Origin of the sequence: Pseudomonas sp. NPDC086581 (genome assembly GCF_044746165.1) — a bacterium.
Classification (GTDB): domain Bacteria; phylum Pseudomonadota; class Gammaproteobacteria; order Pseudomonadales; family Pseudomonadaceae; genus Pseudomonas.
The window spans coordinates 15,390-30,573 of the sequence record NZ_JBIVBR010000006.1 but is presented as its reverse complement, the minus strand read 5'-3'; the positions used below and the strand labels follow the sequence as shown (position 1 = coordinate 30,573).

The following is a 15,184-nucleotide window of genomic DNA, read 5'->3' as shown; positions in this document are numbered from 1 at the left end:
GTCGCTTCGACTTCCAACCCAGGCCCGCTTCGTGCGGGCCTCTGCATTTCTGGAGACCAGCCATGGGCAACTTTTCCCGTGCGCGCCCTGAGCGACGGAGGGCGCGGCCATGATCGGCATGGATCGACGCAACGGCCAGCCGCTGAGCGCGCTGGCGCACCTGAAGCAATCCATCGAGGACATCCTCACCACACCGCTGGGCAGCCGGCGCATGCGCCCCGAGTACGGCAGCCGCCTGCGGCGCATGGTCGACCTGCCGGTGACCGAAGGCTGGAAGGGCGCGGTGCAGGCTGAAGTGGCCCGCGCCATCGGCCGCTGGGAGCCGCGCCTGCGCCTGAGTTCGGTGCAGGTGGTGGCGGTGGTCGCCGGCAGCGTTTCGCTGCGCCTGCGCGGCGTCTACCTGGGCGACGAGATCGGACTGGAGGTGGCGGCATGAGCCTGATCGACCTGTCCCAATTGCCGGCTCCGCAGGTGGTCGAGAGCCTCGACTACGAGGCGCTCTATGAAGAGCTGCTGGCGGACTTTCGCAGCGCCATGGGCGAAGGCTGGACGGCGGCGGTGGAGTCCGATCCGGTGGTCAAGCTGCTCGAACTAGCTGCCTACCGCGAGCTGCTGCTGCGCGCACGGATCAACGATGCCGCCCGCGCCGTGATGCTCGGCTACGCGACCCAGGGCGACCTGGATCAGTTGGCCGCCGGCTACAACGTCAAGCGCCTGGTGATCCAGGAGGCGGATGCCACGACCTCGCCGCCAACCCCAGCGGTTCTGGAGGGCGACGACTCGCTGCGCAACCGCACCCAGCTGGCCTTCGACCAGCTCTCGGTGGCCGGCCCGCGCAACGCCTACGTGGCCTTCGCCCTCGGCGCCGACGGGCGTATCGCCGATGTTTCGGCGATCAGCCCGCAGCCGTGCGAGGCGCTGGTCAGCGTGCTGTCTTCCGAGGGCAATGGTGCGGCGTCGGCCGACCTGCTGGATGCCGTGCGCAAGGCGCTGAACGACGAAGACGTGCGCCCGGTCGGCGACCGCCTCACCGTGCAGTCCGCCGCCATCGTGCCCTATCAGGTCGACGCGGTGCTCTACATCTATCCGGGCCCCGAGGCCGAGCTGATCCAGCAGGCTGCCGAGGCTTCGCTGCAGAGCTACATCGCCACCCAGCGCCGCATCGGCCGTGATATTCGCCGCAGCGCGCTGTTCGCCGCGTTGCATGTGGAAGGCGTGCAGCGCGTCGAGCTGGCCAAGCCGGCTGCCGACGTGGTGCTCGACTCGACCCAGGCGGCGTACTGCAGCGGCTACCAGATCCGCGTGGGTGGCTCCGATGAGTAGCCGCCTGCTGCCGATCAACTCGACGTCGCTGGAGCGCGTGCTGGCCGATGTACAGGCTGCCGACCTGCCGGTGCCACTGCGCGAGCTGATGGACCCGCAACGCTGCCCGGTGGCGCTGCTGCCGTATCTGGCCTGGGCCTGGTCGGTGGACCGCTGGGACCCGGCGTGGAACGAGGCCGTGAAGCGCAAGGCAGTGGCTGCGGCCTTCCGCATCCACCAGCACAAGGGAACCATCGCCGCGCTGCGGCGGGTCATCGAGCCGCTGGGTTACCTGATCGAAATCACCGAGTGGTGGCAGGGCTCGCCCATGGGCGAACCGGGCACCTTTCGCCTGCGCATCGGCGTGCTCGACAGCGGCATTAGCGAAGAGATGTACCAGGAGGTGGAGCGTCTGATCGAAGACGCCAAGCCGCTCACGCGGCACCTCATCGGGCTGGATATCAGCCTGGAATCCCAGGGGCGGATAACCGTCGGCTCCGGGCAATACGACGGCGACATCGTCACCGTCTACCCCTACCTCCCGGACGTGATCGAAGCGATCGGCAGCCACGGCTTGCCGGGCCGGGAACACACCATCGATAGCTTGAGTGTCTACCCATGGCAGTAACCTACTACGCACTTCTCACCACGATCGGTGCCGGCAAGCTGGCGAATGCCACCGCGCTGGGCACCACCCTGAAAATCACCCAGCTCGCCGTGGGCGACGGCGGCGGCGATGTGCCGGCCCCGGATGCCAGCCGCACCCGGCTGGTCAACGAAGTCCGCCGCGCACCGCTGAACCGCCTGAGCGTCGACCCGGCGAACAGCGCGCAGATCATCGCCGAACAGGTCATCCCCGAGGACGTGGGTGGTTGGTGGATCCGCGAGATGGGCCTGTACGACGAAGCCGGCGCGCTGATCGCCTACGCCAACTGCGCGCCGTCCTATAAGCCGCAACTGGCCGAAGGCAGCGGCCGCACCCAGACCGTGCGCATCGTGCTGATCGTCAGCAATGCGGCTTCGGTGGAGCTGAAGATCGACCCGAGCGTGGTGCTGGCGACGCGGGAGTATGTGGATAACTCCATCGTCACCGCGCTGAATCGGCTGGACTACAAACAGTCGGTACGCGCTGCGACTACCGCAAGCGTCACGCTGAGCGGACTGCAGACAGTCGATGGTGTCGCGCTCGCGGCGGGTGACCGTGTGCTGGTGAAGAACCAGACCAGTGCCGTGGACAACGGGCTGTATGTCGTTGCAGCGGGTGTCTGGAAGCGCGCGACCGATGCTGACGAGAACAGCGAGGTCACTCCGGGCCTGACCGTTACGGTGGAGAGCGGTACTGCGCAGGCGGACAGTGTCTGGCAGTTGGTGACCGATGGCGTGATCGTACTGGGCACCACGGCGCTGGCGTTCCAGAACATCACCAACGGGTTGGCGAAGCTGGCTTCGCCGGCGTTCAGTGGCGTTCCGACGGCGCCAACGGCTGCAGTGGGCAGCAACACCCAGCAACTGGCGACCACGGCCTTCACACAAGCAGCGATTGCTCCTCTTGCGGCGGTGGCTTCGCCTGCATTCACCGGAACGCCAACCGCCCCGACCGCTTCTGCCGGTAGCAACACCCAGCAGTTGGCGACGACCGCCTTTGTCCAGTCTGCCGTCAGCCCTCTTGCGGCAATAGCCTCGCCTGCTTTCAGTGGTGTTCCGACTGCGCCGACCGCTGCTGCGGGAACAAATTCGCAGCAGTTGGCAACCACGGCTTTCATACAGGCAGCGATTGCTCCTCTGGCTACGTCAGCCTCTGCTGCGCTGACCGGCAACCCGACGGCGCCCACTCCGGCGCAGTTCGACAACGACACCAGCATTGCGACGACCGCCTTTGTCCAGACTGCTGGTTTGCATTACGGCGCCGGCGGCGGAATAGGTGTATCCGCCAGTACGACACTCACCGTGGCGCAATCGGGACGCTGGTTCGAGGTTCAGGCAGCAGGCATCACTGTCACGCTTCCCGCGCTCTCCACGACACAGCCCAGCCTGACGACCTACACCATCAGGGCGAATGCTGGTTTCACCCTCAAGGCCAGCGGCGCAGAGACTCTGATGTATGGAGCCGGAAACGTGCTCAATACCTACTCGGTTCTGGCCGGGCAATCATTGACGGTGGTTTCCAACGGCCCTGGTGGAAACTGGTATGTGGTGGGTGATGGCTTTGGATCCTCGATGTACGGGGTCTTGAAGACGGCCGCCGGTTACCAGAAGCTGCCTAGCGGACTGATCATTCAGTGGGGCGGATTTATCTCCGGTGCCGACGGGATTTCGAATGTGGCGTGGCCCATACCGTTCCCGAGCGGCGTTGGAGCAGTCACTGCCGTCGGACGCTGGGTTGCTACTGGCCTTCCCGTTTATGTCGGGATCAACAACAGGACAAATACGGGAGGAGTTTTCTTCTGCGTCGACAAAAGTGGAACGCCCGGCGCCATGGGCTTTGACTGGATGGCAATAGGCTACTGAATAGTCTGAAGTTGCAGATGATCCTGCTCCGGCATCGAAAGTTTGTATGGACGATACTTGCAATCTTGCCAGCCGCTCGCAGCGGCAATGGCAAACCACCCAACCGCCTCCCGGCGGTTTTTTTATGTCTGGAGAATATCTATGAGCTTCTTTCACGGCGTCACCGTGACCAATGTCGACGTCGGTGCGCGCACCATTGCGCTGCCGTCGTCCTCGATCATCGGCCTGGTGGATACCTTCACCCCCGATACCAAGCTGACCGCGCAGGCCGATGTGCCGGTGCTGCTCACCAGCCTGCGTGAAGCGGCTGCCGCGTTCGGTACCGCGTCGGCGATCTACAAGTCCTGCACTGCCATCTTCACCCAGTCCGCTGCGGTGGTCGTGGCGGTGGGTGTGGCGAAGGTCGAGGATGCTGCGCAGCTGACTTCCGCGATCATCGGTACCGTCACCGAAGCCGGCCAGCGTACCGGCCTGCAGGCGCTGCTCGACGGCAAGTCGCGCTTCAATGCGCAGCCGCGCCTGCTGATCGCGCCGAAGCATTCCGCCACCCAGGCGGTGGCCACCGCCATGGGCGCGCTGGCCGAGAAGCTGCGCGCCATCGCCATCGTCGACGGCCCCAACACCACCGACGAGGCGGCCATCGCCTACGCCGGCGAGTTCGGCAGCAAGCGCATCTACCTGGTCGATCCGGGTGTGCAGTACTGGGATACCGCCAGCAGCGCCACCGTTGATGCACCGGCGTCGGCCAACGCCGCCGCGCTGTTCGCCTGGACTGACAGCCAGTACGGCTTCTGGTCCTCGCCGTCGAACAAGGAACTGCTCGGCATCACCGGCACCGGCCGCCCGATCGAGTTCCTCGACGGCGACGAGACCTGCCGCGCCAACCTGCTCAACAACGCCAACATCACCACCATCATCCGTGACGACGGCTACCGCCTGTGGGGCAACCGCACCCTTTCCAGCGACGCCAAGTGGGCCTTCGTGACCCGCGTGCGGACCATGGACATGGTGATGGACGCGATCCTTGCCGGCCACAAGTGGGCGGTCGACCGCGGCATCACCAAGACCTACGTGAAGGACGTCACCGAGGGCCTGCAGGCCTTCATGCGCGACCTGAAGAACCAGGGCGCGGTGATTGACTTCGAGGTCTACGCCGACCCGGAACTCAACACCGCCAGCCAACTGGCCGAGGGCAAGGTGTACTGGAACATCCGCTTCACCGACGTACCGCCGGCCGAGAACCCCAACTTCCGCGTCGAGGTGACCGATCAATGGCTCACCGAAGTCCTGGACGCAGCTTAAGGAGAACCCAAGATGATTCCGCAGATCCTGACCAACACCAACCTCTTCGTCGACGGCGTGAGCTTTGCCGGTGACGTGCCCTCCCTGACCCTGCCGGCCCTGAAGGTGAAGACCCAGGAGTACCGCGCCGGTGGCATGGATGCGCCGATCCTGCTCGACATGGGCCTGGAGGCCATGGAGGCCAAGTTCACCACCAACGGCGCCCGTCGCGAGGCCATGAAGTTCTTCGGCCTGAGTGACCAGGGTTCCTTCAATGGCACCTTCCGCGGCTCCTTCAAGACCCAGAAGGGCGGCACCGTACCGGTGGTTGCCACCGTGCGTGGCCTGCTCAAGGAAGTCGATCCGGGCGAGTGGAAGGCCAATGAGCTGGCCGCGTGCACCTACAGCGTGGCCGTCACCTACTACAAGCTGGAAATCGAAGGTCGCGAGATGTTCGAGATCGACCCGGTCAATTCCGTGCGCAAGATCAACGGCGTCGATCAGCTCGCCGCGCTGCGCGCTGACCTGGGCGCCTGAGGAGAACCCTGATGCAAGACTCCGTCAAACAGCCCGCGTGGCTGAGCCTGTCCGAGGACGCGGCCGTGGTGAAGCTGTCCCGCCCGACCTCCTGCAATGGCGTCGAAGTCGATGCCCTCACCCTGCGCGCGCCGACGGTGCGTGATATCCGCCAGGCCAGCAAGGTGGCCAGCGATGACGAGGAGCGCGAGCTGCAACTGTTTGCCTCGTTGGTGCAGGTCAGCCGCCAGGACCTGGAGGGGCTGAAGCTCAGTGACTACCAGCGTCTGCAACACGCTTACTTTCGCCTGGTGCGAGAGGACGCGGATGAGCTTCGCGCTGATGCGCCAACTGGCGCGGCGGCTGGCGACTGAGTCGGGCTTCACGGCCGGCGAACTGGACCGTATGACCTTGAGCGACCTGCGATGGTGGCTGGGGGATTAGGCGGGCTGGTTTGCCCAGGAAAGGGGCGCTGGCTGACCGGCGCCCCTTTTTTCGTCAGAGGGGCGAGTGATGAACGATGAATGAATCTACTGAGATGATGCCGACCGTGGGTGGAGTGCTCGACACGTCCCTCGGTCAGGCGCTCGCCGACGCTTCGGCGCGTATGCGCAGCCTGGAGTTTCTCGGAACCTGGAGTGTCGCGCTGGATAGTCTGCGCGATGAATCGCGGCTGATCCGCGACACCCTCGGTCGTCAGCTGCAGGTACTGGAGCGTGGCGCGGGAGAGGTTCGTACCGGCTTGCAGCGGATCATCGGTCTGCTGGGCAATCCCGGCGTCATGCGCGGCGGTGGGAGCGGCTGGCAGCGAGGTGAGTCCGCCCTGCCTTCCAGCGGCTTCGTCGGCACGATGTTCCGCAGCCTGCAGTTCAACGGGAAGGTGCAGGAGCTGGCCGCGCGCGGTGGAATTTCTGGCGACCAGAGCGAGCGGGATCTCGCGCGCAGCGTCCGGCAGGTGGCGAATGACAGCGGGTTATCGAGCGACGATGTGCTCGATCTGATCCGGCTGATGATGAACCAGGGGATGGACCTCAAGACCTCCCTGGCCTTTCTCCCGGATGCTGCGACCTTCTCCTATGGGCAAGGCGTGCCGCTGGAGCGCACCGCCGAATTGACCCAGCGTCTCCATGAGGTCGGTGGCGTGACCAGCGCCGGCGATATGCGGGCGCAATACGCCTCCCTGGCGCAGCGCCATGACCAGGGTGAAGGTTCGGTCGAGCTGCTCGCGCGTCGCCTGTCGAGCCAGTTGTCCGAGCGCGATCCGTCGGATGCGAAGGGCAACCGCGAGTGGATACAGAAGCAGCAGGTCGATGGCGCACAGTCGGAAGGCGGGCGCTGGCTGCGGGACAATGCGAATGCACGCATGGGCACCCGCCAGGGGCAGAGCGAGTCCCTCGAGAGCGCCTGGCAACAGTTCTGGCGCAGTGTCAGCGACGCCAATCAGGACACCTTCCGCCCGTTGATCGGGCCTGCCACGCAGAGGCTTGGCCAGGCCACCGCGTTGGTCGAGGAAAACCCCGGCCTGATCGCCGGCCTGACTGCGCTGGTTGCGGTGGCAGGCGGTCTGAAGGTCCTGAGTGATGTGCGGGGCGTTTACAAGGACGTGAAGGATGTCGCCGCTGCGACGAGGTCCTGGGGTGGGCGCGTTCTGGGACGCAGTGCGGACATCGCCTCAAGTGTCGGATCGGCGATCCGGCAGGGCGCGGGCAGGGCATACCAGGCCGTTGGCAGCATGGCTGGCGCCGCCTGGCAGCGGACCGTCAATTGGGGCAGCCGCGCAAGTACCTGGGCGGGCAATGCCGTGACCGGTGTTCGTCAGAGTGCGGGATCGCGCGCCGCTGCCTTGGCCGGCGGAGTGAAAGATGCCTGGCAAGGTGTCTCCAGTTGGACGGGGGCAGCCAGTCAAAAAGCCGGTGCATATATTGGCTCCACATGGAGTGCAGCAGGTCGTGGGCTACGGAGCGTCGGCGAGTGGCTGGGCAGCGCGATGCGCAGTGGAGTAGGCCGTGCGATTGGCCGGCGGGCACTCACAGCCGTCGGGCCTGGCATCACGGCCTACAAAACCTACACCGGCAATGGCTCGGCCCAGGACAAAGCCCAGGGCTACGGCGATGCGGCGGGCTCTCTGGTCGGGGGGCTTGCCGGGGCCGAGGCTGGAGCCTTGGCGGGCGCGGCCGTTGGATCCTTGGTTCCGATTGTCGGAACGGCTGCGGGAGCCCTCGTTGGCGGGCTGGTGGGCGGGGCACTGGGCGCCTGGGGTGGTGGGGAGGTCGGCAAGTCGCTGGGTGACGGGCTGTATCGAGTGTTCAGCAACGATTCGGACGAAGATGATTCGACTTCGGCACGGGCATTCGACCTCGGCAATCCCGTTTCACGCGATTCAGGCGTTACGGACGCGTCGCGGCCTTCTCCCAACTCATCCGCACCCACTGCTCCGCTGGTGCCGACGTCCGAAACCTGGACGTTCTCGCCCCAGATCAGCATCAACGTGGCCGGCAACGTCAGTGACCCCGAGCAGTTGGCCAATGAGTTGCTGCCGCGCCTGCGGCGGATGCTGGCGGATTTCTCCCAGGATCGGCAACGCGATGCGCTGTTCGACATGGTCGTGGTGTAAGGAGGCGTTATGGCGTATTGGGAACAAATGCAGAATGGCCTGTCGCAGCTGGCCCAAGCGGCCGAAGATGGCCGTCGCGACTTGGACGAGGTGATCGCGCCGGTGAACGGCGCCGTCAGCGACATCCGTGGCGCGGCCGCTGAGCTGGAGGGTTTGCCGGGCGTCTCGCCGGAAATGGCGGGCCAGGTGCAGCGAACAATGCAGGGCATCGAGCGCGCGCACGTCAAGGTCAACAAGGTGGTCAACACCTACAACAGCGCAGCGCGGGCCCTGAAGGGCATCGATGAGCGCATGCAGGGGCTGGGCGAGCAGGTCGACCGAGCGCGGAAGGCGGTGGATAAGGTGGTCGGCAAGGTCGGTGAATCGCTGGGTTCGATACTGCCCAGCTCGGTACTGGCCCCCCAGCTGACACCCGGTGATTTCATGTGCGCTATTCCCCAGCCGCACCTGCTTGTCATGACCGTCGTGGGTTCGCAGACGCAGTTCTTCTTCAACATCGATACGGTGCCTTTCGAGTCGGCGACTCGCACGAGCCAGCTCACCTGGAAGGAGCAGGCGCGGCTTGGCCGGCGGGGCGCTCTGCAATATGTCGGCGTCGGCGCGGAGACGCTATTGCTGAAGGCCACGCTCATGCCTGCCCTGTCGCGGGTATCGGGTAAGCGCGTTGGATGGAAGATTCCGAACCAGCTGCGCGAAATCGCCTTGAGCGGCAAACCGGTGAGCCTGATCAGCGGTTATGGGGATCCCCTGGGAACCTGGTGCCTGACCAAGGTGACCGAGACGCAGAGTGCCCTGCTCACCAATGGGGTCCCGCGTAATCAAGTCTTCGAACTGGAGTTCAACCGCTATGGCGACGACAACGATCTATCGCAGCAGTAATGGCGACGTGCTGGACCAGCTCTGCTATCAGCGCTACGGCCATCTCAAGGGCTGCGTGGAGGCAGTGCTCAATGCCAATCCGGGCCTGGCCGACGAGCCGCAACCGTTGCGCGCCGGCGTGCTGATCCGCATGTCCGATTTGCCGGCTCCGGACAATCCCCAGGTGCGCCTGTGGGATTGATCCGCATGTTCCATCCAGGCCCCGCGAAAGCGGGGCCATTTTATTCGGGTGCCCCATGAAACCTGTCTTTCGCATCGTCGCCGATGGGCGCGACATCACGGCACAGGTCAACGACCGCGTGCTCGAGTTGGAAGTGCTGGATAAGCACGGCCTGGAATCGGACACGCTGTCGCTCACCCTCGACGACCGCGCAGGCACCGTGGCATTGCCCCGGCGCGGCGCGGAGCTGGCGCTGTACCTGGGCTACGAGGAAACGGGCGTGGCGCCGATGGGCCGCTACAAGGTCGATACGATCACCTTCAGCGGCGCGCCGGACACTCTAGTGATCAAGGCCAAGTCTGCAGACGCGCGCAACGTGGCGAAATCCATCCGCAGCGACAGTTGGGAGAATGTGACACTGGCGCAGATCGTCGAGCGCATCGCCGGCCGCAATGGCTGGCAAGCCCAGTGCGAGGTGCAGACGCGGATCGTCCGCGCGGACCAGATCAACGAGTCCGACTATCACTTCATCACCCGCCTGGCCCGGCAGTACGACTGCACGGCGAAGATCGCCGACCTGAAGCTGCTGGTCATGCCGCGTCAGGCTGGCCGCAGCGCGTCGGGGCAGCCACTGGACTCGGTGCTACTCAGGCGTGGGGACGTCAGCTCCTTCAGTTTCACCCTGGATGATCGCAAGGTAGTCGCGCAGGTGAGCGTGCCCTACCAGGGGCCCGATGGAGCCTTGCGCACAGTCAAGGTGGCCAATCCGAACGCGCCGAAGACGGTGCAGGCGGAGTACGTCGAACGTCATGTCCAGGCCAACGAAGCGGCGGCACAACAGTTGGCCAGGTCGCGCCTGGCGGACTTCAACCGACAGACCGCTGGCGTACGCCTGGGGCTGCCGGGCCGCGCCGATCTGTTCGCCGAGTGCCGGGTCGAGCTGAGCGGCTTCAAGGCGGGTGTCGATGGCATTTACCTGGTCGATACCGTGACCCAGCACTATGACGCGAGCGGCTGGTCCACCCGTGTGCTGTGCAATGGCGGCAACGATGGCAAGGCGCTGGCCGGGGAGGGCGGCTGACATGCTCATCGACGAACGACAGCTACTGCTGATCCTGCCTAACGCCCGCCCCGTCGCGGGCGTTTTTGTTCCGGTGCTGCAGGCAGCGATGCGCGACTTCGCCATCGACACGCCACAGCGCGTTGCCGCCTTCCTCGCCCAGGTCGGTCACGAAAGTGCGCAGCTGACCCGTTGCGTGGAAAACCTCACCTACAGTGCCCAGCGTCTCGCTGCGGTCTGGCCCCGGCGCTTCCGCAGCGCCGACGGCTCGCCCACGGCACTGGCGCGGGATGTGGCGTACCAGCCGGAGCGTATCGCCAACCTTGTGTACGCGGGGCGCAACGGCAATGGTGACGAGGCCTCCGGCGATGGCTGGCGCTTTCGCGGACGGGGACTGCTGCAGGTGACCGGGCGGAGCAATTACCGTTCTGTCGGAGAAGGACTCGCGCAACCTTTTGTCGCTCGCCCGCAACTGCTGGCCGAGCCGCGTTGGGCCTGCCGTACCGCCGCCTGGTGGTGGCAGCGCAATGGGCTCAACGAGCAGGCGGAGGCAACGCGCTTCGAGGAAATCACCCGGCGCATTAACGGCGGGCTGAACGGTCTAGAGGAGCGAACGCGGCTATGGCGCCTTGCGTTGGAGGTACTGGGATGAACCGCTTCTGGCTGGCGCTGGGCATGGCCGGCTTTCTGTTTGGGGGCTTCATCGGCGGTTGGCTGACGGCGCGTTTCTATGGCGGGCAGCTGGAGAGCCTGCGGCAGGAACAGGCGCGCTGCAATGACGCCGGCAAGGTGCTGGAGTCGAAGCTGGCGCTGCAGAACACCCAGGTCGAAGCGCTGGAGCAGGCTGCCCGCCAGCGGGTGGATGTTGCCGAGCGCGCCCTGGCCCGGGCTCGCGAACAGGCGCAAAGCCATGACGCCGCAGCCAGCCGGCTGCTGCTGGAGCGCAGCGAAGGGGATGAGTGCGCCGTGGTTCGTCAGTTGATCGACCGGGAGCTGTTGCGATGAAACTGCCGGTGCTGATCCTTACGCTGCTGCTTGCCGGTTGTGCCACAACTCAGCCAAACCCCGCTCAAGTGCGTATCCCCATCCCGGTGCCGTGCCAGGCTCCGGCCGTCGAAGCCCCTCGTTTCGCCACCGCCGACCTGCGCGCGGCGGATGATCTGCAAACCAAGGTACGGGCGCTGTTGGCCGAGCGGCAGCAGCACCTCGCCTACGAAACCCGCCTGCGCGCCGCGCTCGACGCGTGCCGCTGAACCTTCCTACCTTCGTCGGCAGGGCCGCCGCGCGTATTGCGCTGGCGCCCGGCCTTGGGCTACTGTTCGGCCATCGCTAGGCGAGACCGCAACCGTGATCCACAGCACCCGCATCATCACCTCCCTCCTCAAGGCATTCGCCCGTTGGCGCTGGCGCGCCTGATTCCTTCTTTCCCGGCATAACGCCGGTCTCTTCTTACGCGTCCATTTCTCCCATCCGCTGGCATAATTGCCAGATTCGCGCAGCCCGCGAGGCCGCAATGGGTGTCGACGATGGCGCGATCCGAAAGCAGTGCAATCATGAGGTTCGAGCAGACATGCTGCTGATGATCGATAACTACGACTCCTTCACCTACAACCTGGTGCAGTACTTCGCCGAGTTGAAGGCCGACATCCACGTCATTCGCAATGACGAACTGAGCGTCGACGAGATCGCCGCGCTCAACCCCGAACGCATCGTCCTGTCCCCCGGCCCGTGCACGCCGAACGAGGCGGGCGTGTCGCTGGAAGTCATCGAACGCTTCGCCGGCAAGCTGCCGCTGCTGGGCGTGTGCCTGGGCCACCAGTCCATTGGCCAGGCTTTTGGCGGTGACGTGGTGCGTGCGCGGCAGGTCATGCACGGCAAGGTCAGCCCGGTGTTCCACAAGGATCTGGGCGTATTCGCCGGCCTGAACAATCCGCTGACCCAGACCCGTTACCACTCCCTGGTGGTGAAGCGCGAGACGCTGCCCGACTGCCTGGAAATCACTGCCTGGACAGCGCTGGAAGACGGCTCGGTCGACGAGATCATGGGGCTGCGCCACAAGACGCTGAACGTCGAGGGCGTGCAGTTCCACCCCGAGTCGATCCTTTCCGAACAGGGCCACGAGATGCTGGCCAACTTCCTCAAGCAGACCGGCGGGGTGCGCGCATGAACATCAAGGAAGCCCTCAGCCGCGTGGTCAACCAGCTGGACCTGAGCACCGAGGAAATGCAGGACGTCATGCGCGAGATCATGACCGGGCAGTGCACCGACGCGCAGATCGGCGCCTTCCTCATGGGCATGCGCATGAAGAGCGAGACCATCGACGAGATCGTCGGCGCCGTGGCTGTGATGCGCGAGCTGGCCGATCAGGTCGAACTGGACAGCCTGAAGCACGTGGTCGATGTGGTCGGCACCGGTGGTGACGGCGCGAACATCTTCAACGTGTCCTCGGCGGCAGCCTTCGTGGTTGCCGCGGCCGGCGGCAAGGTCGCCAAGCACGGTAACCGTGCGGTCTCCGGCAAGAGCGGCAGCGCCGACCTGCTGGAAGCCGCCGGCATCTACCTGGACCTGAAACCGGTCCAGGTGAAGCGCTGCATCGAGACCGTCGGCGTCGGCTTCATGTTCGCCCAGGTTCACCACAAGGCCATGAAGCACGCCGCCGGCCCACGCCGCGAGCTGGGCCTGCGTACCCTGTTCAACATGCTCGGCCCGCTGACCAACCCGGCTGGCGTGAAGCACCAGGTGGTCGGCGTGTTCAGCCAGGCGCTGTGCCGTCCGCTGGCCGAGGTGCTCAAGCGCCTGGGCAGCGAGCACATCCTGGTGGTGCATTCGCGCGATGGCCTGGACGAGTTCAGCCTGGCCGCGCCGACCCATGTCGCCGAACTGAAGGACGGCGTGGTCACCGAATACGAAGTGCAGCCCGAAGACTTCGGCATCAAGAGCCAGAGCCTGATCGGCCTGACCGTGGACAGCCCGCAGCAGTCGCTGGAGCTGATCCGTGATGCCCTGGGCCGACGCAGGACCGAGGCCGGGCAGAAAGCCGCCGAACTGATCGTGCTCAACGCCGGCGCCGCCCTTTACGCCGCGGACCTGGCGACCAGCCTGCACGAAGGCATGCAATTGGCCCACGACGCCCTGCACACCGGGCTGGCGCGGGAGAAGATGGAAGAGCTGGCGGCCTTCACCGCCGTTTACCGAGAGGAGAACGCACAGTGAGTGTGCCGACGGTTCTGCAGAAGATCCTGGCCCGCAAGGCCGAAGAAGTCGCCGAACGCCGCACCCGCGTGAGCATCGCCGAGCTCGAGCAGCTGGCGCGTGCCGCTGACGCACCGCGCGGTTTCGCCAATGCCCTGCTGGAGCGCGCCAAGCATCGCGAGCCGGCAGTGATCGCCGAGGTGAAGAAGGCTTCGCCGAGCAAGGGCATCATTCGCGAGAACTTCGACCCTGCCGATATCGCCCGCAGCTACGAAGAGGGCGGCGCAGCCTGTCTCTCGGTGCTGACCGATATCGACTTCTTCCTCGGCAGCGACGCTTACCTCAAGGAAGCACGCGCGGCCTGCAAGCTGCCGGTTATTCGCAAGGACTTCCTGATCGATCCGTACCAGGTCGTGGAGGCCCGGGCCATCGGCGCCGACTGCATCCTGCTGATCGTCGCCGCGCTGGATGACGTGCGCATGGCCGAGCTGGCCTCAGTGGCCAAGGACGTCGGCCTCGACGTACTGGTGGAAGTGCATGACGCCCAGGAACTGGAGCGCGCGCTGAAGACTCTGGACACCCCGCTGGTCGGCATCAACAACCGCAACCTGCACACCTTCGAGGTGAGCCTGGAGACCACCCTGGATCTGCTGCCGGAAATCCCGCGCGAACGCATGGTGATCACCGAGAGCGGCATCCTCAACCGTGCCGATGTCGAGCTGATGGAAGTCAGCGACGTGTTCGGCTTCCTGGTCGGCGAAGCCTTCATGCGCGCCGACGAGCCGGGTACCGAGCTCAAGCGCCTGTTCTTCCCCGAGCGCAGCAAGGTCAAGCTGGGCGCCGACCCGGACTGACGCGTCCTGCGGACACAAAAAAGCCGGCAATTGCCGGCTTTTTTGCTGTCTGGCGTTTCTTCAGCGGGTGCCGAAGACCACCATGGTCTTGCCTTTCACATGCACCAGGCCCTGTTCTTCCAGGCTTTTGAGCACGCGTCCGACCATCTCGCGGGAGCAGCCGACGATGCGGCCGATTTCCTGGCGGGTGATCTTGATCTGCATGCCGTCCGGGTGGGTCATGGCGTCCGGCTGCTGGCACAGGTCCAGTAGGGTGCGCGCGACGCGGCCGGTGACGTCGAGGAAGGCCAGGTCGCCGACCTTGCGCGTGGTCTTGCGCAGGCGGTCCGCCATCTGGCTGCCCAGGGTGAGGAGAATCTCCGGGTCCTGCTGGCTCAGTTCGCGGAACTTCGCGTAGCTGATCTCGGCGACTTCGCATTCGGTCTTAGCGCGGATCCAGGCGCTACGCTCCTGGCCGGTGCTGCCTTCCTTCTCGAAGAGCCCCATCTCCCCGAAGAAGTCGCCGGTGTTGAGGTACCCGATGATCATCTCGCGGCCGTCGTCATCCTCGATCAGGACGGTCACCGACCCCTTGATGATGAAGAACAGGCTCTCGCAGCGGTCGCCGGCGTAGATGATGGTGCTCTTGGCGGTGAAGCGGCGGCGATGACAGTGCGCGAGCAACTTGTCGAGGTTCTTGATTTTGGGTGTGAGGGTAATAGCTACCATGCCCGAGTCCCGGAAAGTAGAAAGAGTGGCCTTTGCACAACAGGCGCTAATGATTTTTTATGTTCAGCTGTAGTGCCGTGCGTCCCTGGCGCGATCCCCCTCGATCCCCA

Annotated in this window: 18 protein-coding genes; 17 read left to right on the top strand and 1 reads right to left on the bottom strand. The window is 65.2% G+C overall.

What is annotated here, in order from left to right; all coding sequences use genetic code 11:
- Window positions 1–109: 109 nt before the first annotated feature.
- The 17 genes from ACIPK7_RS13570 to trpC all read left to right on the top strand — a co-directional run bounded on the left by ACIPK7_RS13570 (window position 110) and on the right by trpC (window position 14,366).
- The gene (locus ACIPK7_RS13570; RefSeq protein WP_017517323.1) at window positions 110–436 is read left to right on the top strand and encodes a GPW/gp25 family protein; all 327 of its coding nucleotides are present in this window, start codon (window positions 110–112) and stop codon (window positions 434–436) included.
- Window positions 433–1,323: a baseplate J/gp47 family protein gene (locus ACIPK7_RS13565; RefSeq protein ID WP_401088257.1), complete on the top strand. Its 891-nt coding sequence runs from the start codon at window positions 433–435 to the stop codon at window positions 1,321–1,323. The genes ACIPK7_RS13570 and ACIPK7_RS13565 overlap by 4 nt, the downstream gene beginning before the upstream one ends.
- A complete protein-coding gene (locus ACIPK7_RS13560) occupies window positions 1,316–1,930 on the top strand; it encodes a phage tail protein I (RefSeq protein WP_192403011.1) in 615 nt (204 codons plus the stop codon). The genes ACIPK7_RS13565 and ACIPK7_RS13560 overlap by 8 nt, the downstream gene beginning before the upstream one ends.
- On the top strand, window positions 1,921–3,810 hold the full coding sequence (locus ACIPK7_RS13555; RefSeq protein WP_401088255.1) for a phage tail protein: 1,890 nt from the start codon (window positions 1,921–1,923) through the stop codon (window positions 3,808–3,810). The genes ACIPK7_RS13560 and ACIPK7_RS13555 overlap by 10 nt, the downstream gene beginning before the upstream one ends.
- 141 nt (window positions 3,811–3,951) lie before the next feature.
- Window positions 3,952–5,112, top strand: coding sequence for a phage tail sheath subtilisin-like domain-containing protein (locus ACIPK7_RS13550; protein WP_401088253.1), 1,161 nt, complete (start codon window positions 3,952–3,954; stop codon window positions 5,110–5,112).
- Window positions 5,113–5,124: 12 nt separating this feature from the next.
- Window positions 5,125–5,628 carry a phage major tail tube protein gene (locus ACIPK7_RS13545; RefSeq protein ID WP_017517328.1) on the top strand — a complete coding sequence of 168 codons (504 nt, stop codon included), beginning with the start codon at window positions 5,125–5,127 and terminating at the stop codon, window positions 5,626–5,628.
- Window positions 5,629–5,639: 11 nt separating this feature from the next.
- Complete coding sequence (locus tag ACIPK7_RS13540; protein ID WP_192435845.1) at window positions 5,640–5,981, top strand: phage tail assembly protein; 342 nt, start codon at window positions 5,640–5,642, stop codon at window positions 5,979–5,981.
- 164 nt (window positions 5,982–6,145) lie between these two features.
- Window positions 6,146–8,221 (top strand): hypothetical protein, encoded by a 2,076-nt coding sequence (locus ACIPK7_RS13535; protein WP_401088251.1) that lies wholly within the window; start codon window positions 6,146–6,148, stop codon window positions 8,219–8,221.
- A 9-nt stretch (window positions 8,222–8,230) separates the two neighbouring features.
- Window positions 8,231–9,100, top strand: a complete 870-nt coding sequence (locus ACIPK7_RS13530) for a phage tail protein (protein ID WP_401088249.1) — start codon at window positions 8,231–8,233, stop codon at window positions 9,098–9,100.
- Window positions 9,069–9,281, top strand: a complete 213-nt coding sequence (locus ACIPK7_RS13525; RefSeq protein ID WP_192435842.1) for a tail protein X — start codon at window positions 9,069–9,071, stop codon at window positions 9,279–9,281. The genes ACIPK7_RS13530 and ACIPK7_RS13525 overlap by 32 nt, the downstream gene beginning before the upstream one ends.
- Window positions 9,282–9,336: 55 nt before the next feature.
- On the top strand, window positions 9,337–10,341 hold the full coding sequence (locus ACIPK7_RS13520; RefSeq protein ID WP_401088247.1) for a phage late control D family protein: 1,005 nt from the start codon (window positions 9,337–9,339) through the stop codon (window positions 10,339–10,341).
- Between the two features lies 1 nt (window position 10,342).
- Window positions 10,343–10,972: a glycoside hydrolase family 19 protein gene (locus tag ACIPK7_RS13515; protein WP_401088245.1), complete on the top strand. Its 630-nt coding sequence runs from the start codon at window positions 10,343–10,345 to the stop codon at window positions 10,970–10,972.
- Window positions 10,969–11,325, top strand: a complete 357-nt coding sequence (locus ACIPK7_RS13510; RefSeq protein WP_192435839.1) for a hypothetical protein — start codon at window positions 10,969–10,971, stop codon at window positions 11,323–11,325. The genes ACIPK7_RS13515 and ACIPK7_RS13510 overlap by 4 nt, the downstream gene beginning before the upstream one ends.
- Entirely contained in the window at window positions 11,322–11,573 is a 252-nt protein-coding gene (locus ACIPK7_RS13505) for a hypothetical protein (RefSeq protein ID WP_192435838.1), read from the top strand. Before ACIPK7_RS13510 ends, ACIPK7_RS13505 begins: the two co-directional genes overlap by 4 nt.
- A gap of 317 nt (window positions 11,574–11,890) precedes the next feature.
- Window positions 11,891–12,487: an aminodeoxychorismate/anthranilate synthase component II gene (locus tag ACIPK7_RS13500; protein WP_017517337.1), complete on the top strand. Its 597-nt coding sequence runs from the start codon at window positions 11,891–11,893 to the stop codon at window positions 12,485–12,487.
- A complete protein-coding gene (gene trpD / locus ACIPK7_RS13495; protein ID WP_401088242.1) occupies window positions 12,484–13,533 on the top strand; it encodes an anthranilate phosphoribosyltransferase in 1,050 nt (349 codons plus the stop codon). Before ACIPK7_RS13500 ends, trpD begins: the two co-directional genes overlap by 4 nt.
- Window positions 13,530–14,366 (top strand): indole-3-glycerol phosphate synthase TrpC, encoded by an 837-nt coding sequence (trpC, locus tag ACIPK7_RS13490; protein WP_401088240.1) that lies wholly within the window; start codon window positions 13,530–13,532, stop codon window positions 14,364–14,366. Before trpD ends, trpC begins: the two co-directional genes overlap by 4 nt.
- A gap of 60 nt (window positions 14,367–14,426) precedes the next feature.
- On the opposite strand, the gene crp is transcribed toward trpC, so the two are convergent.
- Window positions 14,427–15,074 (bottom strand): cAMP-activated global transcriptional regulator CRP, encoded by a 648-nt coding sequence (gene crp, locus ACIPK7_RS13485; protein ID WP_017517340.1) that lies wholly within the window; start codon window positions 15,072–15,074, stop codon window positions 14,427–14,429.
- Window positions 15,075–15,184: the final 110 nt, after the last annotated feature.